Source organism: Marinobacter sp. UBA3607 (assembly GCF_002375525.1).
In the GTDB taxonomy this organism is placed as follows: Bacteria; Pseudomonadota; Gammaproteobacteria; order Pseudomonadales; family Oleiphilaceae; genus Marinobacter; species Marinobacter vinifirmus.
In genome coordinates this window covers 1-22222 of the sequence record NZ_DFLY01000025.1, presented here as the reverse complement: position 1 = coordinate 22222, position 22222 = coordinate 1, and the positions used below count along the sequence as shown (strand labels likewise).

Below are 22222 nucleotides of genomic sequence, written 5' to 3'. Positions count from 1 at the left end.
ACCCGTGCTGTTGTCGCTGGAGTTGTTTGTCATGCTGGTTCTGGCCAATGGATCTCCGGTGGTGGTGGCCCGGCTGTTGCACAATCGCTGGGACTGGCCGGTAGATGGTGACCGGCTATGGCGTGACGGCCGGCCGGTGTTTGGCCACAGCAAAACCTGGCGCGGGCTGGCCTCCGGTGTGCTGTCCTGTCTGTTATTCGCGGCCTGGCTGGGGCTGGGCTGGATTTTCGGGGCGCTGTTCGGCTTGCTGGCGTTGCTGGGGGATTTGCTCAGCAGTTTTATCAAGCGCCGCGCAGGGCTCGTGTCCAGTTCCCGCGCCCTGTGGCTGGATCAGCTGCCGGAAGCCCTGTTGCCCATGCTGATGGCCTGGTACTGGTTGCCGCTGGCGTTATGGCAGGCGGTTTCGGTGGCTGTGCTGTTTGCCATTGCCAACGTGGTGGTGTCGCCGCTGCTGTTCCGGCTGGGTATCCGCAAGCAGCCTCACTGAGGGCCTCAGGCCGGGCCCCGGGTGAGGGTATGCAGTGTCACTTCCGGCGGGCAGTTCAGCCGCACATTCAGCACCGAGGTTCCCGCCCCCGGCGAGGTATACCCCTGCATACCGTTCACCTGCCAGGAGCCCTTGCCGAGCCTGCGGGGACAGTCGGAGTCGAGGGTGACCGGAATGCCGCCGGGCAGGCAGATCTGCCCCCCGTGGGTGTGGCCGCATAAAAACATGTCATAGCCCGCGTGGGCCGCTTCGCGCCAGATTTCAGGCGTGTGGCTGAGCAGCAGGCTGATACCGCCTGCGGGAATGTCGTCGCCGGCCCGGTGCAGGTTGTGCACTTTGTAGTAATGGGCGTCGTCTACTCCGGCCAGGTAAATCCTGGCCTGTTCCCGTTCCAGTGGCACCATTTCATTCATCAGCAACCGGTAGCCCATGTCTTCCAGTGCCGGAACCATGCGCACGCTGTCGTGGTTGCCCAGCACCGCGTAGGTGTCTCCCCGGATCGCCTCCCGGAGCTTTTCCATGCCCGCCAGGGCGGCATCTACCGGGCCCCAGGTGCGCTGGCGATAATCGCCGGTCAGTACGCACAGATCGTAGTCCAGCGGTTCAATCTGGCGGATGACGGCTTGCAGGTTCTGCTCGTCCATGTCCACGTGCAGGTCGGTCAGGTGCAGTATCCTGAAACCTTCAAAGGCCTCGGGCAGGTCTGGCAGCACGAAGCTGTTGTGGGCGGTTCGCAGTTTGCGGCTGTTGCTCTGGGCCCGGTTAAACAGACCGACCGCCTGCAGGCAAAAACGGATGAAACCCGGCGCATTGGCGAGGTTTTCCAGGTGAAATGATCGCTTGTCGCGGCCCAGAACCAGGGCTTCGGATTCCTGCTCTATGCCCAGGCGCTGGCGGGCGTGTACCGGCCCCAGCCGAAGGCTTAGGCGGTAATGGAGAAGCTCGTCCTGATCTTCCGGTTCGCGGACTTTTGCTGTCATGCTGGTTCCCTGATGCCGAGCGGGGCCTTATCTCTGGCCCCTGTTTTCATTATGGTGGCTGACAGGGCATGTGCAACCGCCCTGACATAATTTCATGTTGCGGTTGTGTCTGTTTATCATCGGTGGTCGTATACACGGGTATAACCTGTGCAACCAGAAACTGGAGACAAACTATGACCGAAAGCTGCAATATTCCGGGCCTGAATGTGCCGCGCAGCCGGTTCCCGACCCCGGAACAGGAACTGCCTGAAGCCGGCAGCGAAGCCCATGTGGTGCTGGCCGGTGGTTGCTTCTGGTGCGTGGAAGCGGTGTTCCTGGCTATCGACGGAGTTACCCGGGTTGAATCCGGCTATGCCGGCGGTTCGGCTGACACGGCGAATTATGAGGCGGTCTGTTCCGGCAGCACCGGCCATGCTGAAGTGGTAGATGTGCACTACAACCCGGAAAAGGTCGGTTTCGGCGAACTGCTGCGGGTGTTTTTCTCGGTGGCCCACGACCCGACCCAGCTGAACCGGCAGGGCAACGACATCGGCAGCCAGTATCGGTCTGCCGTATTCTATGAAACCGATGCCCAGAAGCAGCTGGTGCAGGCCTACATCCGGCAACTGGATGAGTCCGGCGTTTACCCGGCACCGGTGGTTACCACCCTGGAGCCGCTGACGGCGTTTTACCCGGCCGAGGCGCACCACCAGAACTTTGCGGCCCGTAATCCGTACCAGCCCTATATCATGGCCGTAGCCGCCCCGAAGATGGAAAAGCTGGCCAGCGCATGGCCGGACCGACTGAAACCCGAATTCAGCCAGGACGACCAGGACCTGGCCTGAGGAGAATGCAATGAGTGTATCGGCATCAGGCTATGACCTGACCCCGCTGAGCGAAGCGGACATTGAAGACAAGGCCAGCGCACTGAGCGCGGAAGAGCGACGGGTGTTGCTGGACCACGGCACCGAGCACCCGTTCTGCGGTACCCTGCTGGACAACAAGAAGACCGGGGTATACCACTGTCGGCTGTGTGACCTGCCGTTGTTCAGCTCCGATGCCAAGTTTGATTCCGGCACAGGCTGGCCGAGCTTCTTCCAGCCGTTTGACCCGGAGCATATCCGCTACATTGAGGACACCAGCTTTGGCATGGTGCGAACCGAGATCCGCTGTGCCCGCTGCGACAGCCACCAGGGCCATGTGTTCCCCGATGGTCCGCCACCCACCGGTCAGCGGTATTGCCTGAATTCGGTGTCTCTGGTGTTCCGGGAGACAGAGCATTCAGCATGAAACGACTGAACTTGAGCCCGTTAACTGAATCGGCAACCCTGCTGCGGCGCGCGGCTGTGGTGCTGGGGTCTGTGGGGCTGACGGCGCTTTATTCGTTACTGGTGTTGTTACGGGCGTTGTTCGGCAAACTGGACCGTCGGATTGTCGACAAGTACTGCCGGGAGTGGTCTGCCGCGTTGCTGAAACTGGTACGAACCAGCCTGACCGTTCGCGGGGAGGTTCCGGACTTCAACGACGGCCGGCGGTATATCATCATGAGCACCCATGCCAGTCACTACGATATTCCGGTCAGCTTTGTTTCGCTGCCCGGCTCCATTCGTATGCTCGCGAAGAAAGAGCTGTTCAAGATCCCTTTGTTAGGCCAGGCCATGGCGGCCGCCGAGTTTCCGTCCATAGACCGTTCCAACCGGCAAAATGCCGTGCGTGACCTGGATCGGGCACGGGCGATGATGGAGAGCGGGATAGTGCTGTGGGCGGCGCCTGAAGGTACCCGGTCACCGGATGGTAACTTGCTGCCCTTCAAGAAGGGGTGTTTCCACCTGGCGCTGGACACCGAAGCGGTGATTGTTCCTGTGGCCATCCGGGGTATTCACCGGGTGCTGCCCGCCCGGAGCATGCAGATTAACCTGGGGCAGCCAGTCGATGTTCGGGTAGGAACGCCCATCGATACGGCAGGGAAGTCCAAGGAAGACCTGGCCGGGGTCATGGAAGAAGTGCGCCAGCGGCTGGAAGAGTTACTGGGGGATGGCGAGGCTGGCTGATGCGCCAGCCTCGCGGACGGCAAGTGGTTCAGCTTGCTGCCATGGTGGAGAACAAATAACCGGTGTAACCAACGTACACCAGCAGCAACAGGGCGCCATCTACCCTTGATATCAGCTTGCGCCAGCCGGTCAGGCCGAAGCCCATCACCAGCAAGGCCAGTGTCAGCCCGAACATCAGGGTCCAGTCGCGGTAGAGTACTTCCGGGGCGACGGACAGTGGCTCAATAGCCGCGGCAAGGCCCACCACGGCCAGGGTGTTGAAAATCCCGGAACCCAGAATGTTGCCAAGGATCAGGTCGTGCTCGTTCTTCTTTACTGCGGCCAGTGCCGATGCCAGTTCCGGCAAGGAGGTACCGATCGCGACGATGGTCAACCCGATAATCAGGTCGCTGATGCCCAGGCTCTGGGCGATGGTTACCGCGCCCCAGACCAGAATCCGGGAGCTGACAATCAACAGAACCAGCCCGACCACCAGCCAGATGATGGCGCTTTTCAGGGGCATGGGGTGAGCGATCATCTCGGTTTCGGTGTCCCCGGCCAGCGGATCTTCCTTGCCCTGATAACCCTGGTAGATAGACCAGCCCATAACGGCCGCAAAAACACCCAGCAGCACCCAGCCATCAAGCCGTGACAGTTCGCCGTCCAGCAGCTGTGCACCGGCAATCAGGGTCAGCACCAGCAGCAGTGGCAGTTCCTTGCGGATAACCTGGGAATGCACGGCAATGGGCGCGATGATGGCGGTCAGGCCGACAATCAGGGCAATGTTGGTAATGTTCGAACCGTAGCCGTTCCCCAGGGCTAATCCCGGGTTGCCATCTGAAGCCGCCATGGCGGAGACCGCCAGTTCCGGTGCCGAGGTGCCGAAGCCGATAATCACCATGCCAATCAGCAGGGTAGGCATGCCCAGATGCTTGGCCGTGGCGGCCGCACCTTCCACAAATTTGTCTGCGCTCCAGACCAGTAACACCAGCCCGGCAATAATGGCACCTATAGCCATCAACATAGGAAGACCTCGTTAGTTCAGGTTGTCGCCGCAGGTTACGCAGGCGAGGTCACAGTTGGCGCACAAAGATACAGTAAGTGGGCGTTTCAGGTCAGCCCCCGGGCTATCGGAAATACCGCTATACGGGGTGATCCGCATTGGCCCCTCGCTGGTATCAGACTAAAGTGGCGCTGATATTGTTAACAAAACAGGCGAGAATGGTCGCAAACAACATAGTTTGCCCGACACACGTCGATTGACAATCGCAATTTATTATTCCGATAAAAATCGGGATAATCGCGCTCAATCTCATACCGGAAGCATACGGCAGCGCCGCCTACCTCGCGCCCGACCGGCTTCCGACAGGCCGCTTTGCTGATCGTGGAGTGGCATCAGGCTTCAACACTAAGCTAGGGTGAAAACCAATGGCCGTAAGACAGGCAGACGTAGTGCTGGTCGGAGGGGGCGTCATGAGCGCTACTCTCGGCATGATGCTCAGACAGCTGGATCCGTCCCTGGACATCGTCATGGTGGAGCGTCTTGACCACGTTGCCCATGAAAGCACCGATGGATGGAATAATGCAGGCACCGGCCATGCCGGCTACTGCGAACTTAACTACACTCCCGAAACCGAAAACGGCGATGTTGAAATTGCCCGGGCTTTGCAGATCAACGCACAGTTCGAGGTTTCCCTGCAGTTCTGGTCTTACCTGGTAGAGCAGGGCATTCTGCCCGAGCCGTCCACCTTCATTAACCGCACGCCGCACCAGAGTTTTGTCTGGGGCGAGAAAGACGTTGCCTTCCTCAAGCGCCGTTTCCAGAAGCTGAAAGCCCACCACCTGTTCCGGGAAATGGAATACACCGAAAACCCGGAAGACCTGGCTGAGTGGATGCCACTGGTTGTCAGCAATCGGGACCCGATGCAGAAAGTTGCCGCTACCCGCATCAAGCACGGTTCTGATGTGGACTTCGGTTCACTGACCCGCAGCATGGTGAAGTGGCTGGAAACCCAGCCCAACTTCGAACTGATGCTGAGCTGCCCGGTGCACTACATCGACCAGCGTGACAACGGCCGCTGGAAAGTCCGGGTGAAGAACCAGAAAACCGGCGAGCTGACCAAGCTGGAAGCCGGTTTTGTATTCCTGGGTGCCGGTGGTGGCGCGTTGCCGCTGCTGCAGAAGTCCGGTATTGACGAAGCCCGTGGTTACGGTGGTTTCCCGGTCAGTGGCCAGTGGCTGGTGTGCCAGAAGCCGGATGTGGTCAAAGCCCACCATTCCAAGGTTTACGGCAAGGCGCCGATTGGCGCGCCGCCCATGTCGGTTCCGCACCTGGACACCCGGATCATCAACGGTGAGCCGGCGCTGCTGTTCGGGCCGTTTGCCGGTTTCACCACCCGCTTCCTGAAGCAGGGTTCGGTGTTTGACTTGTTTGGTTCGGTGCGGGCGACCAACCTGCGGCCAATGCTGTCGGTGAGCAAGAGCAACATGGACCTGACCCGGTATCTGATCGGCGAAGTGTTCCAGTCCCACACTGACCGTGTGGAATCCCTGCGCAACTTCTTCCCGGATGCCCAGGAAGACGACTGGGCCCTGCAGATGGCTGGCCAGCGAGTGCAGATCATCAAGCAGACTGCCGAAGGCGGTGGCAAGCTGGAGTTTGGTACCGAGATCGTGGCGGCCAAAGACGGCTCGCTGGCGGCACTGCTGGGTGCATCACCGGGCGCGTCTACCGCAGCCAATGCCATGCTGAATGTGCTGGAGCGCTGTTTCCCCGAGAAGATGCAGTCTGCCGAGTGGCAGGAGCGCATGAAGGAGCTGGTACCGTCTTACGGCCAGACCCTGGTGGAAGACGAGCAGTTGCTGAACAAGGTGCGTGAGCGCACACTTTCAACCCTGAATCTCGTTTGATATAACCAATCAGTATCGGCAGCGCCGAAAGTGCAGAGGACAGTGGGGATAACCCGCTGTCCGCCTTCAAGCTGAGTCTCCCGGTACCGACTGATTGCCGACAGCGTTGGAAAGAATGCTATGCTCGGAGGCAAATTGGCCTGACGGGGAAGCAGAGTATGACCAACGCGCAAGCCACGCCGCGTAATGGCGCAGAACTGTTCGTCCGGGCCCTCGAGAACGAGGGCGTAAAGTACATCTTCGCAGTACCGGGCGAGGAGAACCTGGATCTGCTGGAGGCGCTCCGGAAGAGCGACATCCGGTTGATCCTCAACCGCCATGAGCAGGCGGCAGGTTTCATGGCCGCCACCTTTGGCCGTCTGACCGGCCGGGTCGGGGTCTGCCTGTCCACCCTGGGGCCCGGCGCCACCAACCTGGTCACGGCCGCGGCCTATGCCCAGCTCGGTGGTATGCCCATGATGATGATTTCCGGGCAGAAGCCGATCAAATCCTCCAAGCAGGGGCTGTTCCAGATCCTCGATGTGGTGGACCTGATGCGGCCGCTCACCAAGTACACCCGCCAGATCTCCAACGCCAATACCATTCCGGCCAAAGTCCGGGAAGCGTTCCGGTTGGCATCCGAGGAGCGCCCCGGCGCCGTGCACCTGGAACTGCCGGAGGACATCGCCGCCGAAGTGCCGGCACCGGACACCCACATCTTCGCGCCCAGTGATGCCCGGCGCCCCTCGGCCAGCCAGAAGAGTCTGGAGATCGCTTGCGACATGCTCCGTGAGGCGAAGCACCCGCTGATCATGATCGGGGCCGGTGCCAACCGTAAGCGGGTCTCCCAGGCACTGATTCACCTGGTGAACACCACCAACATCCCGTTCTTTACCACCCAGATGGGCAAGGGCGTGGTCGACGAGCGCCATCCCCGTTACCTGGGCAACGCCGCCCTGTCGGCCGGAGACTTTGTGCACCGGGCCATCGACCATGCCGACCTGGTGATCAACGTCGGTCACGATGTGGTGGAGAAGCCGCCGTTCTTCATGCAGCCGGGAGGCAAGAAGGTCATCCATGTGAACTTCTCCGGGGCCGACGTGGACCCGGTGTACTTCCCCCAGCATGAGGTGGTCGGGGACATCGCCAACAGTGTCGAGTACATGGCGGAGAACTGTGGCATCTGCCACAACCACGACTTCACCTGTTTCATGGAAGTGAAGGCTGCCGTCGACCGGCACCTCCGGGACAAGGCCGAGGATGATCGCTTCCCGGTGATTCCCCAGCGCATTGTTCACGACGTACGGGCAATGGTGCCGGAGGACGGCATCATTGCCCTGGATAACGGCATGTACAAGCTCTGGTTCGCCCGTAACTATCCGGCCTACGACAACAACACCGTGCTGCTGGACAACGCACTGGCTTCCATGGGCGCCGGACTGCCCAGTGCCATGATGGCATCCATGCTGTACCCGGACCTGAAGGTGATGGCCATCTGCGGCGATGGCGGATTCATGATGAACAGCCAGGAGCTGGAGACAGCGGTCCGGCTGGACCTCAACCTGGTGGTGCTGATCATCAACGACAGCGCCTACGGCATGATCAAGTGGAAGCAAGCCCAGGAAGGGCTGGCGGATTTCGGGCTGGATTACCGCAATCCGGACTTTGTGAAATACGCCGAATCCTATGGCGTCACCGGTCACCGGGTTGTCCGCACCGAGGATCTGCGCCCCACCCTGGAACGTGCCCTCGCCGCTGGTGGCGTGCATCTGGTGGATGTACCCGTGGATTACAGTGAGAACCGTCGGGTGTTCGACGAGGAACTGGCGGAACTGACCCGGCAGCTTTAGTGTTGTGTCGCTGCGAATGCCGGCTGGCGGAAGCCAGTTTGCTCAGGGCAGGGTAAGGCTCCCGGCACCGGGAGCCTTTGTGGAAAATGGTTAGAGTTTGGCAAAGGCGGCATCAAAGTCCTTTGCGGCCGCATCGGTAAATTCAAAGCTCTTGCGAATGTAGGCCAGCGTGGCCTTTTCGGTATCGGTTACGCCGGGGCCGTCCTGGGCGGACTCGAATAAATCGGCAACCTCATCCTTCGATAACTTGCCTTCACCACGCCCGGTTGTGTGCTTGCGGGCCAGATCGAGCAGTTCTTTTTCGTATTTTTGTCCGTCTATCGTTTCGTAAGCCATAACAACACCAACTCCGTTTTCAAGGATTCGATACCCGGGCAGCCAGTGTGGGTGCGCCGGATATGGGGGGCGAAAGGCTGTGCCATCCAACTGGCCTATCGGTTTTATCCAAGCACAGGGTTCGGAGTTGTGCAAATATTGGGCTGGTTGTTTTGGTGGGGCTGAAACGAAAAAAGACTGCGTACGTGTAAATTCGTTTCGAGGCATTGGGAACGTTGCCTATTTAGCAACTACCTAGAAATCCTCGGTGGTTGCCGGTTTCGTATGTATGCGTCTAATCCGTGATCGAACTTTCCGGAAATGCCGGATGGTTCCAGTTCTTCTGGTCTTGGCAGTATGTGCAAAATTTGCAACAACTGAACTGCTAAGATTTCTTTAGCAGTTCAGTGTTGGAGCCAAGTGAAACAGACGAAGGAGATTGCATCCGGTGGCGCATCTATTTGCTGGCCCATAGAAAGTCGCCGTTGCGTTGACGCTTGGTGGACACCTAAAAGGTCTTATAAACGGTATCTCTACGGGCAACTGTGATCACGGTGACAACCACTTTCCCGTCGTCCACATGATAGACAAGGCGAAAGCCTTGGGATCGCAGTTTGATTTTGTAGAAGTCCGAAGATCCCTTTAGTTTATGCTTAGGGATCCTCGGGTTCTCCAGGCGGCGTTCCAGAATTTTCAGAAACTCTGCCTGGACGGTAGGGCTAAGCTTGCTCCATTCCTTGAGCGCTTTTCTCTTGAATTCCAGTTCGTAGCTCATTGATGCTCACCGGTATTGATTCATCATCCATGCGTTTGCGAGCTTCCTGGAGTAACCGGTAATCTTCAAGCTGCTCTTGCATCTGCTCGAATGTCTCGACAGGCACCATATAGGCTCTGGGCTTGTTATGACTCAGAATCACCACAGGTTCGCCATTAGCCTGGTTGAGCACCTCATTCGGATTAGCCTTGAGCTCCGAAATGGTGGCAGCAAGCCTCGCAAATAGGCTTCTCATGTATTGTTTCCTCCGTGCCGTACTCATTCGTTGTAGCCCGTTCAACATCGTTAGTCTTCACATGCGATTATTCAGGGCACCTCATCATTTCCGTGGCACAGTTCCATGATATCAAAATTAGATCGAAAAAAAGATCTAAATAAGGAGCTTTTTTTAATGCTTTGGCTTGCACAGGACGAAAATGCGAGGGTATAAACGAAAAAAGCCCCTATAAACAGGGGCTTAATTCTTTGAAGGTGGTGGAGACGGCGGGAATTGAACCCGCGTCCGCCAGCACTAGGCCTTGAGATCTACATGCTTAGTGTCCTTCTATTGTTTTAACCTCAAGCGACCCGAAGGCCAGGGTGCAAGAGGCGAGCTCTTTAAATCTTAGCCTTTAGCCAGTGAGCTCTGGATAAAGGAGCATCCCGTAAGCGATGACGTCCTGAGATGTTGCTTCCGAGCTACGGGCGACCCGGTCAGGACGACTAGCAGCTTACGCTGCTAGTGCGTAGTTTTCGTCGTTTGCGACTATTGCGTTGCAGCTTTGGATTAACGAGATTGGCTGCCATCTCGACATGCACCCAAGGGTTCGCCACCAGCGTCGAAGCCATGTCGTCCCCTCTTACTTGGAGTATATGTGGGCGGCTCCCGATACTTCAAGGGGTGTTTCACTATCGTGGCGGTTATTTGTACCTATCCGTATCACGACGCAGCGCGAAGATCCCCTGTCGAGCCCTTGGCCTTTGCGGCCTGGTACAGATTCCGGAAGCTGTCGCGGAAGTATTCCATCACTGCAACCGGGTCTGCCGGGATGCCTTTGTCGATGGTAATTCCGAACTGTACGGTGCCGGCGTAGCTGAAAATGCTCATGCCAATGCCGATGTTGCCGCTTTGAGGTACCCAGAACATGGGCTGAACCAGTTTGCTGCCGGCCAGGTACACAGCGTGTCGGGGGCCGGGCACGTTGGTCAGTACCGCAGAGGCTTTGTTGCTGAGCAGGTCCAGTGCCCGTCGTTCCAGGATATCGGGGCCGCGACCGAACAGATCAAGCAGGCTGTAGGTGACCTGGGCTTGGTAGGAACGCTTTAGCCGGTTCATGTTTTCCTGCACCTGGCGGAAGCACATGAGAGGGTCGGTAACTTCAACGGGCAGGCCCACCAGTACCAGGCCGAACTGGTTGCCCAGGGTCTCGATCGGCTGGTCCAGCGGGCGAAGGTTGAAAGGCACCGCTACCCGAATGCCGCAGTCCGGGATGGTCTGGTGTTGTTCGGTGAAGTGCCGGCTCAGGGCACCGGTGGCGGCGCACAACAAAACATCGTTAACGGTGCCGCCGAGTATTTTGGCGCAGGCTTTGACGTCATCAAGGTCGAGCGGTTCGGCCCAGGCGACCTGTTTGCGGCCAACCAGTTGTTGTTTCAGGCTGGTTTTTGGTTCGAAGGGAGCCAGCCCGAGTTTTACCAGGTCCGCAGCAATGCCGCCGGCCGTGGTGGCGAGCTTGAGCGGGTAGTTGGGTTCTTCACGGACGGAATCCAGGAGCAGTCTCGCCTGCTGCCATCCTGCCTGGCTGCTGTCTACCAAGCGGTGCAGGAAGCGGGAGGCGGCCGTGCCTTCCGGTTTTTTGGCAGGTTTCGGTTTGCTGGAGATTTTTTTCAGCCTGGCTTCGGGGGATTTATCCGTAAGGGAAAGCAGTACCCGAACCAGGGAGATGCCGTCTGCTATGCAGTGGTGAATGCGCACCAGCAGCGCGCAGCCGCCGTTAAAATTGTCGATATAGTGGATTTGCCAGAGCGGGCGCCGGAAATCCAGGGCGCTGCTGTTGAAGTCGCTGGCCAGCGCCTGGAGTTCATCTTTGCCGGCTTTGCCGGGCAGGGCAATGCGGTGCAGGTGGTTGTCGAGATCGAACAGCGGATCGTCTTCCCAGTAAACCCTGTCGCCTTTGTCTACGATGCGCTGGCGGAAGCGCCGGAACTTAAGGAAGCGCTCCTCCAGGGTGCGCTTCAGGCGATTGATGTCGATCGGCTTTTCGAACATCAATACCGCCGAAATCATCATGGGGTTTTCCGGGGTGTCCATGCGCAGCCAGGACCGGTCTACCGACGACATGGCTGCCCGTTGTGGTGACATACCCCCTCCTTGTGTCTCAGCCTCAGGTGTTGGCTTCGCGCATAATTCGCTGCTTCTGCCGGTTCCAGTCCCGCTCTTTTTCTGTCGCCCGCTTGTCGAACAGCTTCTTGCCTTTTACCAGGGCGATCTCGCACTTCACTTTGTTGCCTTTCCAGTATAGCGCCAGCGGGATACATGTGTGCCCGGCCTGGTTGACCTGGCCGATAATCTTTGCAATTTCCTTGGCGTGCAGCAGCAGTTTCCGGGTGCGGGTGGGGTCGGCAATCACATGGGTAGACGCCGTGTTGAGCGGCGTAATGTGGGCGCCAAGCAGCCAGGCTTCGCCGTCTTTGAGCAGGACATAGGCATCCACCAGTTGCGCCTTGCCGGCACGCAGAGACTTCACTTCCCAGCCAAGCAGGGCCAGGCCCGCTTCGAAGCGTTCCTCGATGTGGTATTCGTGCTTTGCCTTCTTGTTCAGGGCAATGGTGTTACTGGTTGGTCCGCTTGCTTTCTTCTTGCTCATGAATCCTGTCCGGGATCGGAAGAATGACTTGGCCGGCGGTTAACAGAGGGCCGGCAAAGCGGGCATTGTAGCTCAGGTCTGCCAGACGGGTCACGATTTCGCCGCCGGGGTGCCACAATGGTCGTTTGCCGCCACCGGTATCGGCTACAATAAGCGGCCATAGCTTTTCAGGGGCCGGAATGCCGCACAAGTACCAGACATCCATAGGGTCGTTTACCCGAAAATCCAGCTTCTTCTGGGCCTCGGTTGGTGCAACCGTGGGCCTTGCCAACCTGTGGCAGTTTCCCTACCTGGCCAGTATTCACGGTGGCGGTCTGTTTATCCTGTTGTACCTGGCGTGCCTGTTGCTGGTGGCTTTGCCACTGATGGTGACAGAGGCGGTGTTCGGGCGGCACTCCCGGCACGGGATCGTGCTGGCCATGGATGGCTTTGTGCGCAACGCCGGCAGCCACCGCTTGTGGCACCTGACCGGTCCCCTGAGTGTGATTGCAGCCTTCCTGGTACTGTCATTTACCGCAGTGTTTGGCGGCATTGTGCTGGCCTATGTGTTTGCCGGTGCTTCCGGCCAGTTCAGCAGTGCGACCACAACTTCCGCTTCGGCGGTGCTGACCGAGCTGGTTTCAAGCCCGGAGCGTTACCGGGAGTTTATGGCCTGGCACGGGTTCTTCCTGCTACTGGTACTGGCGGTGTCGGCACGGGGTGTCGTGAAGGGATTGGAGCGTTCGCTGCGCATTGTTGTGCCTTGCACGTTAGTGTTGCTGGCGATGTTGTTTGCCCTGTCCGCCGGGCATGGGCGGCTGGAATCCGGGGTTGATCACATTCTGACCTTCCGGCCGGAACAGTTAAGCCTCGACAGCATCAAGGCAGCCTTCTTCCATGCCTTTTACACCCTGGGGCTCGGGGTCGGGGTATGGGCGATCTTTGGTGCCTACACCACGGCGGAAACCCGCCTGAAACGATCCGTTCTGGCGGTGGTGCTGATGGATACCCTGGTGGCAATCGTTGCCGGTGTGATGATGTTTTCCATTGCGCTTGACGGCACCAGCCTGGATGGCGAGCGAGGCTTCAGCCTGTTGTTTGTCTCGCTGCCGGTGGCACTGGCCCAGGTGCCGTTCAGCCAGGTAGTGATCACCGCGGTATTCCTGCTGGTGGTGCTGATTGTCTGGGCGACGTCTATCTCCCTGCTGGAGCCCGTGGTGGGCTGGTTGCGGGAATGGCTGGGCGCGCCGAGGGGCTGGTCTGTGGTGTGTGTGGGCCTGGCGGTGTGGCTGGCGGGCCTGGCCTCGCTGTTTTCTTTCAACGTCTGGGCCGACTATCAGCTGGCGGGTGCGACGGTTTACCGCTGGCTGGAGCTTGTGACCGGCGGCATCCTGATTCCGGTGGTTGCCATGCTTGTTGCCACCTTCGCCGGCTGGTGTCTGACTCGCCGCTACAGTGCGCAGATTCTGGGCGATGCCCCGGCGTTTTTCCGCAAGCTCTGGTATTGGGTGATGCGGCTGGTGCTGCCGGTTGTGGCGTTGTGGATCGGTATCCAGTACACCATTTTTTCACTGTCCAATCTTTGTGATAACGGTAACGATGCGATCTGGTGCGGGCCGGGTACGCCGGTTGCTGAAGCTTCGGCACCTGTTGAAAACGCCCCAAACGGGCCGGATATCCAGTATCATGGTGAATGACCCATCGGCCGGTGACAGCGGTTGGTGTCAGTAGTAGTAAAAAAGCGCAGGAATTCCGTTTTACATGGCTCATCAGATTGATAAAACCGCGCTGGTGATGCATTCGGCCGAACGCATGTTCCACCTGGTCAATGACGTGGCGCGTTATCCCGAGTTTCTGCCCTGGTGCGCCGGGGCGGAAGTGCACGAGCGTACCGATGCCGAGATTATGGCGTCACTGGAAATCGCCAAGGGTGGTGTGCGACATCGCCTGACTACCCGCAACCAGCTGCTGATGCCCGAAAGCATCGAAATGAAGCTGGTGGATGGCCCGCTTAAGAACTTGACCGGTCGCTGGCATTTCCGGTCGCTGGACGACAATGCCTGTAAGGTTATCCTCACGCTGGAGTTTGAATTTGGCGGCTCGTTGTCCCGAATGACCTTCGGCCCGGTATTCAACCAGGCTGCCAACACCATGGTGGACGCCTTCTGCCGTCGCGCGGATGAAATCTATCGCGGAGGATTGGTGTAATGCAGATAGAGGTGGCATACGCCCGGCCCGACAAGCAGCAGATTGTGCCGGTTAAGGTTCCGGAGGGCGCTACGGCGCTGGAGGCGGTAAAGCTTTCGGGTATTGTGGATATCTTTCCGGAAATCGAGCCGGACACGATTGATATGGGCGTGTTCGGCAAGGTGATCAAAGATCCGGCCAGCCACGAGTTGCGGGAAGGCGACCGGGTAGAGCTTTACCGGCCGCTCAAGATAGACCCGAAACAGGCGCGCCTGAACCGGGCCAAGAAGAAAGCCTGAAGCTTAGTAGGCCGGGGTTTCTTCCAGCAGCTGGGCTTCGTAGTGGCTGTACTGGTCGCCGTTGTAGTAAACGATGATGCGTTGTTCTTCGATGTCACCACCCCGGCGCTGGAAGGTGTACACGTAGTATTCCCTGGAAGGATCGACCGGGTTCAGCATCAGCGGGCTGCCCAGTACCGCGTGTACCTGGCTGCGTGGCATGCCTTCGGAGAGTTCAGTCAGCTCTTCGTCGGTAACAATGTTTCCCTGCTGTACGTTGATCTTGTAAACGCCGGGGAAGACGCAGCCTGACAAGGATAAAATGCCAATAAGAATGATAGCGGTGAGCTTTTGCATCGCCAGGGGAAATCCTCTATCTTGAAATCGCCTGCCTTTGGCAGGTGTGAAACGGGTTTAACCGTTGAACGGCGGCTTCATCATACCGGAAGCCGTAAGGCACACCAACGAGTGAATAGTAGCATGCCATCTGAAAACGCCGAATTACGAAAAGTCGGTCTTAAGGTTACTCTGCCCAGGGTGAAAATCTTCAATATTCTGGAGAACGCCAAGGAGCATCACCTGAGTGCTGAAGACGTCTACAAGAAGTTGCTCGATCAGGGTGACGATGTGGGCCTTGCGACCGTTTACCGGGTGCTGACCCAGTTTGAGACAGCTGGCCTGGTATTGCGCCACAACTTTGAAGGCGGCCATGCGGTGTTCGAAATGGCCGGTGACGATCACCACGACCACATGGTCTGCACCCAGACCGGTGAAGTGATCGAGTTTGTGGACGAGATCATCGAAGAGCGTCAGCAGAAGATTGCGGCAGAACACGGCTACGAGATTGTCGATCACAGCCTGATCCTGTACGTAAAACCTCTGAACTCCGGCAAGAAGTAATCAAACGATAAAAAAAGGGGCCAGCAAGTGCCGGCCCCGAAGCTCTCCGAATCGAGAGGGGATTTCAGTGATGGGTCGCCTGGCCCTTTACGAACATCTCCCGGGCATGGGCAATGGTGTGCTCGGTCATGTCCACGCCACCCAGCATTCTTGCTACCTCGCTGATCCTGCCCTGGTCATCCAGTGCCTCAATGCGCGAGTAAGTCGCTTCTTTCTCAGTAAACTTGCTGACAAACAGGTGCTGATGGCACTGGGCGGCCACCTGCGGCAAGTGAGTCACACACAGTACCTGGCCGTTATCCCCCAGTGACCGCAGCAGTCGGCCCACCACTTCGGCAGTGCCGCCGCCAATACCTACGTCCACTTCATCGAACACCAGCGTGGGTGTTGTGGAGGTTTGTGCCACAACCACCTGGATGGCCAGGCTGATCCGTGACAATTCACCGCCGGAGGCCACCTTGGCCAGTGGGCGCGCCGGCTGGCCGGGGTTGGCGCTGACCAGGAATTCGATATCTTCCATGCCATGGGGTGCCGGCTCGTTGTCAGTATTGCCGCTCAGGTGGGTGACAAACTGCATGTTGGGCATGCTTAGCTGGGCCAGTTCCCGGGCAATCCGCTGGTCTAGTTCCATGGCGGCCTGTTCCCGTTTGGCAGACAGCTGTGCTGCCAGCTCATCGAATTGTTTGCGCAGGTTTTCCAGCTCAGCTTCAAGCTGTTCCAGGCTGCCTTCGCCGCCGTCCAGTTCGGCCAGTTCTGCAGCCAGGCGCTGGTGCAGTTCCGGCAACTCTTCCGGGGTAATCCGGTGCTTGCGGGCCATCTGGTAAATGGCGCTCAGGCGTTCTTCCACCTCGGCTAACCGCGCCGGGTCGGCTTCATAGTCGTCAACAAACCGGCGCAGGTTGTCGCCGGCTTCGGAAATCTGGATCTGTGCTTCGTTCAGCATCTGCAGGGTATCGGCCAGTGCCGGGACTTCCAGCGGCAGTTGCTCCAGTTGCTGCAGGGCCTGGCGTACCAGGGCGGCTGCGCTGGTGTCATCTTCGGTGCAGAGCAGGGCTGCCTGGTGACTGCTGTGCAGTACTGCATCCGCCTGGCTCAGCTGGGCCTGCTCCTGCTCAAGGGCCTCCTGTTCGCCGTCTTCCAGTGCCAGCCGGTCCAGTTCCTCTACCTGGTAGCGAAGCAGTTGCAGCCTGGCCTCGGCTTCGTCGGCATTGTGCCGGCGCTGTGCCAGTTTCTGGCGGGTGGCGTTCCAGACTTTCCAGGCGGTGCGGGCCTGGTCGGCGAGTTGTTCGGCGCCGGCGAACTCGTCCAGCAGTTTGCGGTGGGTGTCTTTGCGTAGCAGTGACTGGTGCTGGTGCTGGCTGTGGATGTCCATCAGCAGGCCGCCCAGTTCTTTGAGCTGGGACAGCGGGCAGGGCTGACCGTTGATAAATGCCTTGCTGCGGCCGTCTTTGCGGATGGTGCGGCGCAGGATGCAGTCTTCCTTGTCATCCAGCTCGTGGGCTTCAAGCCATTGCCGGGCTTCCGGAATTCTCGAAATATCGAAACTGGCGTTGATATCGGCACGCTCGGCCCCGTGGCGCACAGCTCCGGCATCTGCGCGGCCGCCCATGGCCAGGCCCAGGGCATCCAGAACGATAGACTTGCCGGCACCGGTTTCGCCGGTGAGTGCTGTCATACCCTTGCTGAACTGCAGTTCAACCCGTTCAGCAATGGCGTAGTTCGAGACCGTAAGTTGGATAAGCATGCCGATTACCTCCGTTCAGAGTCTGTTGTCTCTGAAAATTTCGAATACTGTGATTCCATACAGTTGCTGTGAATATATACAGGGTTTTTTCTGTTTGCAAATAACCTGTGCCCCGAATTTGTAAAGAATGTATCCCGGAAGGTTGAAACCCGCCCGGCGGGCCCCATATCCGTTCGCAAAGTCGTATTTTCCTGCCCTGAAACGGGCGGGGCTTAAACCAGCCGCAGGCCTTCGGGCCCTGGGAAAATCCATCAGGAGTTGTCATGAGTGCTGACGAAAAGCGCAACGAACAGGTAGAAGAAGAGCTGAACGAAGCCGCACAGGCGGAACAGGCTGATGCCGAGCCGGAAGCTGGCGAGGCGGGGCAGGAGGGTTCCGAGCTGGATGCCCTGAAGGCCAAGCTGCAGGAGTACCAGGACCAGGCGTTGCGCTCCCAGGCAGAAATGCAGAACGTGCGCCGCCGGGCCGAGATCGACGTGGAAAAGGCGCACAAGTTTGCGCTGGAAAAATTCGTCAAGGAATTGCTGCCGGTGGCCGACAGTCTGGAGAAGGCCGTGGAAAGCACGGAAGGGCAGGAAGACGCCAGCGAACTGGTGGCTTCTATCCGCGAAGGCGCGGAAATGACCCTCAGCCTGTTCATGAGCAGCCTGAAGAAATTCAACGTGGAGCAGGTGAACCCGGTGGGTGAACCGTTCGACCCGCAGCAGCACGAAGCCATGTCTATGGTGCCGGCCCCGGACGCCGAGCCCAATAGTGTGGTGGCGGTGGTGCAGAAGGGTTATCTGCTGAACGGCCGTGTTGTTCGTCCGGCCATGGTTGTAGTAGCAAAAGCAGAAAATTGATCAAAAAAGGCGCCGCCGGGGCTTGAAAAGCCGCTGAAAGCGCCAATATAGCGATTAAACAGCGACAGCCGGGGTGGTCTCACTCCGGAGCAGAATTCAGAAAGATCTTGGAGTGATTCGATGAGCAAAATTATTGGTATCGACCTGGGAACCACCAACTCCTGCGTGGCCATCATGGATGGTGACAAGGTAAAGGTAATCGAGAATGCCGAGGGTGATCGTACCACCCCGTCCATCATTGCCTACACAGACGATAACGAAACACTGGTCGGCCAGTCTGCCAAGCGCCAGGCGGTCACCAACCCGGCAAATACCCTGTACGCCATCAAGCGTCTGATCGGTCGTCGCTTTGAAGACGACGTGGTTCAGAAAGACATCAAGATGGTGCCGTACAAGATCGCCAAGGCTGACAATGGCGATGCCTGGGTAGAAGTGAAAGGCCAGAAGATGGCTCCGCCGCAGGTTTCTGCCGAAGTCCTCAAGAAAATGAAGAAGACTGCAGAAGACTACCTGGGCGAGACAGTAACCGAAGCGGTTATCACCGTGCCGGCTTACTTCAACGACAGCCAGCGCCAGGCCACCAAAGATGCAGGCAGGATTGCCGGCCTGGAAGTTAAGCGGATCATCAACGAGCCGACCGCCGCAGCGCTGGCCTACGGCATGGACAAGCAGAGCGGCGACCGTACCGTGGCGGTCTACGATCTGGGCGGTGGTACCTTTGACCTGTCCATCATCGAGATTGCCGACGTAGACGGTGAGCACCAGTTTGAAGTGCTGGCTACCAACGGTGACACCTTCCTGGGTGGTGAAGACTTCGACATGAAGGTCATCGAATACCTGGCGGACCAGTTCAAGAAAGACAGCGGCATCGACCTGCGCGGTGACTCCCTGGCAATGCAGCGCCTGAAGGAAGCCGGCGAAAAGGCCAAGATCGAGCTGTCCAGCAGCCAGCAGACCGACGTAAACCTGCCGTACATCACTGCAGATGCGTCTGGTCCCAAGCACATGAACGTGAAACTGACCCGCGCCAAGCTGGAATCGCTGGTAGAAGAGCTGGTTCAGCGCAGCCTCGAGCCCTGTAAAGTGGCTCTGCAGGACGCTGGCATGAAGGCCTCTGAAATCGACGAAGTTATCCTGGTGGGCGGTCAGACCCGTATGCCGCTGGTGCAGGAGAAGGTTAAGGAATTCTTCGGCAAAGAGCCGCGCAAAGACGTAAACCCGGACGAAGCCGTAGCCATGGGTGCTGCCATTCAGGGTGCGGTACTGTCTGGCGACGTGAAAGACGTACTGCTGCTGGACGTCACCCCGCTGACCCTGGGTATCGAAACCATGGGTGGTGTGGCCACTCCGCTGATCGAGAAGAACACCACGATTCCGACCAAGAAATCGCAGACCTTCTCCACAGCGGACGACAACCAGACTGCGGTAACCATCCACGTTGTTCAGGGTGAGCGTAAGCAGGCGGCACAGAACAAGTCACTGGGTCGTTTCGACCTGGCCGACATTCCGCCGGCACCCCGCGGTGTACCGCAGATCGAAGTGACTTTCGACATCGATGCCAACGGTATCCTGAACGTGTCTGCCAAAGACAAGGCGACCGGTAAAGAGCAGTCCATCGTAATCAAGGCCTCTTCCGGCCTGAACGATGACGAAATCGAGAAAATGGTGCGCGATGCCGAGGCCAACGCCGAGGAAGATCGCAAGTTCGAAGAGCTGGTACAGGCTCGTAACCAGGGCGACGCCATGGTTCACGCTGTACGCAAGACCCTGACCGAAGCCGGCGACAAAGTCACCGAGGCTGAGAAAGAGTCCATCGAAGGCGCCATCAAGGACCTCGAAGAAGCTCTGAAGGGCACCGATAAGGAAGATATCGAAGCCAAGACCCAGAAGCTGACTGAAGTCTCTTCCGAGCTGGCCCAGAAAATGTACGCGGATCAGGCTGACCAGGCGCAGCAGGCCGACGGGCAGGAAGGTGCCCAAGCTGCAGACGACGCGGTTGATGCCGAGTTCGAAGAAGTCAAAGACGACGACAAGAAGTAAATCCGAAGTACATCAGGCAGTTGGAAAACGCGGGGGTAGCCCCGCGTTTTCCGCGTTATAGCAACAGGGTTTTGAAGTATGGCCAAGCGCGATTATTACGAAGTACTCGGGGTTGCCCGGGGAGCGGATGAGAAGGAAATAAAGCGGGCATATCGGAAGCTCGCGATGAAATACCATCCAGACCGTAACCCGGATGACCAGGATGCCGACAGTAAATTCAAAGAGGCCACCGAAGCCTACGAGGTGCTCGCTGACTCCGGCAAGCGTGCTGCGTATGACCAGTTCGGTCATGCCGGTGTAGACGGCCAGGCCGGTGCCGGTGGCTTCGGCGGTGGCGGCAGCTTCTCCGACATCTTCGGAGACGTGTTTGGCGATATCTTCGGTGGTGGTGGCGGTCGTGGCCGCAATACCCGTGGCTCAGACCTGCGCTACACCCTGGAGCTGGACCTTGAAGAAGCCGTTAAGGGCAAGTCCGTCGAAATCAAGATTCCGGGCCACAAGGAATGTGACGTCTGTGAAGGCAGTGGCGCCGAGAAAGGCTCCCGGCCGGAAACCTGTGGCACCTGTCAGGGCATGGGTCAGGTACGCATGCAGCAGGGCTTCTTCACCGTGCAGCAGGCCTGTCCGACATGCCGTGGCTCTGGCCAGATCATCAAGGATCCCTGCAAGGCCTGCCACGGTCAGGGTCGTGTTCGCCAGGACAAAACCCTGTCGGTCAAAGTGCCGCCCGGCGTGGATACCGGCGACCGCATCCGCCTGTCTGGCGAAGGGGAAATGGGCGTAGATGGTGGCCCGCCAGGCGACCTGTACGTTCAGGTGGCTGTGCGTGAACACTCCATCTTCACCCGCGACGGCCGCAACCTGTACTGCGAAGTGCCCATCAGCATCGTGGATGCTGCCCTGGGTGGTGAGCTGGAAGTGCCTACGCTGGATGGCCGCGTGAAACTGAAAATCCCGGCCGAAACCCAGACCGGCAAGCTTTTCCGCCTGCGCAACAAAGGCGTTAGCCCGGTGCGTGGTGGCCCTGCCGGCGACATGCTGTGCCGGGTGATGGTGGAAACCCCGGTGAAACTGACCAAGCGCCAGAAAGAACTGCTGGAAGAATTCCAGCAAACGCTGGACGGCAGCAACGGCACCCATCATGCTCCGAAGAAAACCTCCTGGTTTGAGGGTGTGAAAAACTTCTTCGACGAAATGAAATTCTGAGGGCAGAACAGATGCGGGTAGCAATCATTGGCGCCGCCGGGCGCATGGGCAAGGTACTGATCGAAGCGGTAGACGGCACCGAGGGCCTTGAACTCGGCGCCGCCATCGTCGAGCCGGGCAGCAGCCTGATCGGCGCCGACGCCGGCGAAATGACCAGCGTTGGCAAAACCGGCGTAAAAATGGCTGGCAGCCTGGACGACGTCAAAGACGACTTCGACGTACTGGTGGACTTCACCTTCCCGGATCTAACCCTGGAAAACGCCAAGTTCTGCAGCGCTAACGGCAAGATGCTGGTCATCGGCACCACCGGCATGACCGACGCCGAAAAAGAACAGCTCGCCCTGGCCGCTGAATCCACCCCGGTCGTCTTCGCTCCCAACATGAGCGTGGGCGTTAACGTCGTCCTCAACCTCCTGCGCACCGCCGCTGCGACCCTGGGCGACGACTACGACGTGGAAATCATCGAAGCCCACCACCGCCACAAAAAAGACGCCCCCTCCGGCACAGCCCTGCGTATGGGCGAAGTCGTGGCTGACGCCCTGGGCCGCGACCTGAAAGAGTGTGCAGTGTACGGCCGCGAAGGCTTCACCGGCGAACGCACCCGCAAGGAAATCGGTTTCGAAACCATCCGTGCCGGGGACGTGGTAGGCGACCACACCGTGCTGTTCGCCACCGAAGGCGAGCGCATCGAGATTACCCATAAGGCCAGTAGCCGGATGACCTTTGCCAAAGGTGCTATGCGGGCTGCTTTGTGGCTTGAGGGTAAGGCGGCTGGTTTGTATGACATGCAGGATGTTTTGGGCCTTAAAGGCTGATTTTTGCCACTAAATCCACGAAAGAACACGAAAAGAAAAGGTTTTGTGCCACGGAAACCATATATGGTCTCCTCCCCGCT

The 22222-nt window shown here is 58.6% G+C and carries 23 protein-coding genes and 1 other RNA gene; 14 read left to right on the top strand and 10 right to left on the bottom strand.

The annotated features are described in order from the left end of the window. Positions 1-4: 4 nt before the first annotated feature. Positions 5-487: a CDP-archaeol synthase gene (locus B2589_RS09420; RefSeq protein ID WP_094625461.1), complete on the top strand. Its 483-nt coding sequence runs from the start codon at positions 5-7 to the stop codon at positions 485-487. 5 nt (positions 488-492) lie between these two features. Here B2589_RS09420 and B2589_RS09415 read toward each other — a convergent pair whose 3' ends face one another. Next, on the bottom strand, positions 493-1467 hold the full coding sequence (locus B2589_RS09415; RefSeq protein ID WP_058341828.1) for a metallophosphoesterase: 975 nt from the start codon (positions 1465-1467) through the stop codon (positions 493-495). A 173-nt stretch (positions 1468-1640) separates the two neighbouring features. On the opposite strand from B2589_RS09415, the gene msrA reads away from it, so the two are divergent. The 3 genes from msrA to B2589_RS09400 are packed head-to-tail and all read left to right on the top strand — an operon-like array spanning position 1641 to position 3497. Further along, positions 1641-2291: a peptide-methionine (S)-S-oxide reductase MsrA gene (gene msrA / locus B2589_RS09410; RefSeq protein ID WP_199458140.1), complete on the top strand. Its 651-nt coding sequence runs from the start codon at positions 1641-1643 to the stop codon at positions 2289-2291. A gap of 10 nt (positions 2292-2301) precedes the next feature. Beyond that, positions 2302-2736: a peptide-methionine (R)-S-oxide reductase MsrB gene (gene msrB, locus B2589_RS09405; RefSeq protein WP_058341826.1), complete on the top strand. Its 435-nt coding sequence runs from the start codon at positions 2302-2304 to the stop codon at positions 2734-2736. After that, on the top strand, positions 2733-3497 hold the full coding sequence (locus tag B2589_RS09400) for a lysophospholipid acyltransferase family protein (protein ID WP_286816390.1): 765 nt from the start codon (positions 2733-2735) through the stop codon (positions 3495-3497). The genes msrB and B2589_RS09400 overlap by 4 nt, the downstream gene beginning before the upstream one ends. A gap of 28 nt (positions 3498-3525) precedes the next feature. On the opposite strand, the gene B2589_RS09395 is transcribed toward B2589_RS09400, so the two are convergent. Continuing rightward, a complete protein-coding gene (locus B2589_RS09395) occupies positions 3526-4500 on the bottom strand; it encodes a calcium/sodium antiporter (RefSeq protein WP_208618783.1) in 975 nt (324 codons plus the stop codon). A 404-nt stretch (positions 4501-4904) separates the two neighbouring features. On the opposite strand from B2589_RS09395, the gene mqo reads away from it, so the two are divergent. Further along, positions 4905-6386 carry a malate dehydrogenase (quinone) gene (mqo, locus tag B2589_RS09390; RefSeq protein WP_286816389.1) on the top strand — a complete coding sequence of 494 codons (1482 nt, stop codon included), beginning with the start codon at positions 4905-4907 and terminating at the stop codon, positions 6384-6386. Positions 6387-6544: 158 nt separating this feature from the next. Next, the gene (locus tag B2589_RS09385; protein WP_286816387.1) at positions 6545-8215 is read left to right on the top strand and encodes an acetolactate synthase large subunit; all 1671 of its coding nucleotides are present in this window, start codon (positions 6545-6547) and stop codon (positions 8213-8215) included. Positions 8216-8305: 90 nt separating this feature from the next. Here B2589_RS09385 and B2589_RS09380 read toward each other — a convergent pair whose 3' ends face one another. The 6 genes from B2589_RS09380 to smpB all read right to left on the bottom strand — a co-directional run bounded on the left by B2589_RS09380 (position 8306) and on the right by smpB (position 12151). Next, the gene (locus tag B2589_RS09380; protein ID WP_022988318.1) at positions 8306-8551 is read right to left on the bottom strand and encodes a peptidoglycan-associated lipoprotein; all 246 of its coding nucleotides are present in this window, start codon (positions 8549-8551) and stop codon (positions 8306-8308) included. Positions 8552-9038: 487 nt separating this feature from the next. Continuing rightward, on the bottom strand, positions 9039-9305 hold the full coding sequence (locus B2589_RS09375) for a type II toxin-antitoxin system RelE family toxin (protein WP_094625466.1): 267 nt from the start codon (positions 9303-9305) through the stop codon (positions 9039-9041). Further along, positions 9250-9540 carry a type II toxin-antitoxin system Phd/YefM family antitoxin gene (locus B2589_RS09370; RefSeq protein ID WP_094625467.1) on the bottom strand — a complete coding sequence of 97 codons (291 nt, stop codon included), beginning with the start codon at positions 9538-9540 and terminating at the stop codon, positions 9250-9252. Before B2589_RS09370 ends, B2589_RS09375 begins: the two co-directional genes overlap by 56 nt. A 237-nt stretch (positions 9541-9777) precedes the next feature. Beyond that, positions 9778-10142: a transfer-messenger RNA gene (gene ssrA / locus B2589_RS09365) on the bottom strand. 82 nt (positions 10143-10224) lie between these two features. Further along, positions 10225-11646: a WS/DGAT/MGAT family O-acyltransferase gene (locus tag B2589_RS09360; protein WP_286816385.1), complete on the bottom strand. Its 1422-nt coding sequence runs from the start codon at positions 11644-11646 to the stop codon at positions 10225-10227. A 22-nt stretch (positions 11647-11668) separates the two neighbouring features. Continuing rightward, a complete protein-coding gene (gene smpB, locus B2589_RS09355; protein WP_022988316.1) occupies positions 11669-12151 on the bottom strand; it encodes an SsrA-binding protein SmpB in 483 nt (160 codons plus the stop codon). A gap of 179 nt (positions 12152-12330) precedes the next feature. Between smpB and B2589_RS09350 the strand changes: the two genes are divergently transcribed. The 3 genes from B2589_RS09350 (at position 12331) to B2589_RS09340 (ending at position 14616) form a co-directional block, all read left to right on the top strand. Next, positions 12331-13827, top strand: coding sequence for a sodium-dependent transporter (locus B2589_RS09350; RefSeq protein WP_286816384.1), 1497 nt, complete (start codon positions 12331-12333; stop codon positions 13825-13827). Positions 13828-13891: 64 nt separating this feature from the next. Continuing rightward, on the top strand, positions 13892-14338 hold the full coding sequence (locus tag B2589_RS09345; protein WP_022988314.1) for a type II toxin-antitoxin system RatA family toxin: 447 nt from the start codon (positions 13892-13894) through the stop codon (positions 14336-14338). Continuing rightward, complete coding sequence (locus B2589_RS09340) at positions 14338-14616, top strand: RnfH family protein (RefSeq protein WP_286816383.1); 279 nt, start codon at positions 14338-14340, stop codon at positions 14614-14616. The genes B2589_RS09345 and B2589_RS09340 overlap by 1 nt, the downstream gene beginning before the upstream one ends. 3 nt (positions 14617-14619) lie before the next feature. Here the strand turns inward: B2589_RS09340 and B2589_RS09335 are convergent, their stop codons facing one another. After that, positions 14620-14952 carry an outer membrane protein assembly factor BamE gene (locus tag B2589_RS09335; RefSeq protein ID WP_058341809.1) on the bottom strand — a complete coding sequence of 111 codons (333 nt, stop codon included), beginning with the start codon at positions 14950-14952 and terminating at the stop codon, positions 14620-14622. Positions 14953-15075: 123 nt separating this feature from the next. Between B2589_RS09335 and fur the strand changes: the two genes are divergently transcribed. After that, positions 15076-15495 carry a ferric iron uptake transcriptional regulator gene (fur, locus tag B2589_RS09330; RefSeq protein ID WP_286816382.1) on the top strand — a complete coding sequence of 140 codons (420 nt, stop codon included), beginning with the start codon at positions 15076-15078 and terminating at the stop codon, positions 15493-15495. A gap of 64 nt (positions 15496-15559) precedes the next feature. Here the strand turns inward: fur and recN are convergent, their stop codons facing one another. Then, the gene (gene recN, locus B2589_RS09325) at positions 15560-17239 is read right to left on the bottom strand and encodes a DNA repair protein RecN (protein WP_286816381.1); all 1680 of its coding nucleotides are present in this window, start codon (positions 17237-17239) and stop codon (positions 15560-15562) included. Between the two features lie 263 nt (positions 17240-17502). Between recN and grpE the strand changes: the two genes are divergently transcribed. The 4 genes from grpE to dapB all read left to right on the top strand — a co-directional run bounded on the left by grpE (position 17503) and on the right by dapB (position 22142). Beyond that, positions 17503-18081, top strand: a complete 579-nt coding sequence (gene grpE / locus B2589_RS09320; RefSeq protein ID WP_273133670.1) for a nucleotide exchange factor GrpE — start codon at positions 17503-17505, stop codon at positions 18079-18081. Between the two features lie 120 nt (positions 18082-18201). Next, positions 18202-20121, top strand: a complete 1920-nt coding sequence (gene dnaK / locus B2589_RS09315; RefSeq protein ID WP_058341805.1) for a molecular chaperone DnaK — start codon at positions 18202-18204, stop codon at positions 20119-20121. 78 nt (positions 20122-20199) lie between these two features. Further along, positions 20200-21327: a molecular chaperone DnaJ gene (gene dnaJ, locus B2589_RS09310; RefSeq protein WP_286816380.1), complete on the top strand. Its 1128-nt coding sequence runs from the start codon at positions 20200-20202 to the stop codon at positions 21325-21327. Between the two features lie 11 nt (positions 21328-21338). Next, positions 21339-22142: a 4-hydroxy-tetrahydrodipicolinate reductase gene (gene dapB / locus B2589_RS09305; RefSeq protein ID WP_232903155.1), complete on the top strand. Its 804-nt coding sequence runs from the start codon at positions 21339-21341 to the stop codon at positions 22140-22142. The last annotated feature ends 80 nt before the right edge of the window (positions 22143-22222 follow it).

What these genes read in the sequence shown, in the direction of transcription:
- B2589_RS09340 (WP_286816383.1), top strand. Translation starts at nt 14,338, where the DNA reads ATGCAGATAGAGGTGGCATACGCCCGGCCCGACAAGCAGCAGATTGTG.
- B2589_RS09370 (WP_094625467.1), bottom strand. Translation starts at nt 9,540, where the DNA reads ATGAGAAGCCTATTTGCGAGGCTTGCTGCCACCATTTCGGAGCTCAAG.
- recN (WP_286816381.1), bottom strand. Translation starts at nt 17,239, where the DNA reads ATGCTTATCCAACTTACGGTCTCGAACTACGCCATTGCTGAACGGGTT.
- mqo (WP_286816389.1), top strand. Translation starts at nt 4,905, where the DNA reads ATGGCCGTAAGACAGGCAGACGTAGTGCTGGTCGGAGGGGGCGTCATG.
- B2589_RS09345 (WP_022988314.1), top strand. Translation starts at nt 13,892, where the DNA reads ATGGCTCATCAGATTGATAAAACCGCGCTGGTGATGCATTCGGCCGAA.
- B2589_RS09350 (WP_286816384.1), top strand. Translation starts at nt 12,331, where the DNA reads ATGCCGCACAAGTACCAGACATCCATAGGGTCGTTTACCCGAAAATCC.
- B2589_RS09375 (WP_094625466.1), bottom strand. Translation starts at nt 9,305, where the DNA reads ATGAGCTACGAACTGGAATTCAAGAGAAAAGCGCTCAAGGAATGGAGC.
- fur (WP_286816382.1), top strand. Translation starts at nt 15,076, where the DNA reads ATGCCATCTGAAAACGCCGAATTACGAAAAGTCGGTCTTAAGGTTACT.
- dapB (WP_232903155.1), top strand. Translation starts at nt 21,339, where the DNA reads ATGCGGGTAGCAATCATTGGCGCCGCCGGGCGCATGGGCAAGGTACTG.
- dnaJ (WP_286816380.1), top strand. Translation starts at nt 20,200, where the DNA reads ATGGCCAAGCGCGATTATTACGAAGTACTCGGGGTTGCCCGGGGAGCG.
- B2589_RS09380 (WP_022988318.1), bottom strand. Translation starts at nt 8,551, where the DNA reads ATGGCTTACGAAACGATAGACGGACAAAAATACGAAAAAGAACTGCTC.
- B2589_RS09395 (WP_208618783.1), bottom strand. Translation starts at nt 4,500, where the DNA reads ATGTTGATGGCTATAGGTGCCATTATTGCCGGGCTGGTGTTACTGGTC.
- smpB (WP_022988316.1), bottom strand. Translation starts at nt 12,151, where the DNA reads ATGAGCAAGAAGAAAGCAAGCGGACCAACCAGTAACACCATTGCCCTG.
- B2589_RS09360 (WP_286816385.1), bottom strand. Translation starts at nt 11,646, where the DNA reads ATGTCACCACAACGGGCAGCCATGTCGTCGGTAGACCGGTCCTGGCTG.
- B2589_RS09335 (WP_058341809.1), bottom strand. Translation starts at nt 14,952, where the DNA reads ATGCAAAAGCTCACCGCTATCATTCTTATTGGCATTTTATCCTTGTCA.
- msrA (WP_199458140.1), top strand. Translation starts at nt 1,641, where the DNA reads ATGACCGAAAGCTGCAATATTCCGGGCCTGAATGTGCCGCGCAGCCGG.
- grpE (WP_273133670.1), top strand. Translation starts at nt 17,503, where the DNA reads ATGAGTGCTGACGAAAAGCGCAACGAACAGGTAGAAGAAGAGCTGAAC.
- B2589_RS09400 (WP_286816390.1), top strand. Translation starts at nt 2,733, where the DNA reads ATGAAACGACTGAACTTGAGCCCGTTAACTGAATCGGCAACCCTGCTG.
- dnaK (WP_058341805.1), top strand. Translation starts at nt 18,202, where the DNA reads ATGAGCAAAATTATTGGTATCGACCTGGGAACCACCAACTCCTGCGTG.
- B2589_RS09385 (WP_286816387.1), top strand. Translation starts at nt 6,545, where the DNA reads ATGACCAACGCGCAAGCCACGCCGCGTAATGGCGCAGAACTGTTCGTC.
- msrB (WP_058341826.1), top strand. Translation starts at nt 2,302, where the DNA reads ATGAGTGTATCGGCATCAGGCTATGACCTGACCCCGCTGAGCGAAGCG.
- B2589_RS09415 (WP_058341828.1), bottom strand. Translation starts at nt 1,467, where the DNA reads ATGACAGCAAAAGTCCGCGAACCGGAAGATCAGGACGAGCTTCTCCAT.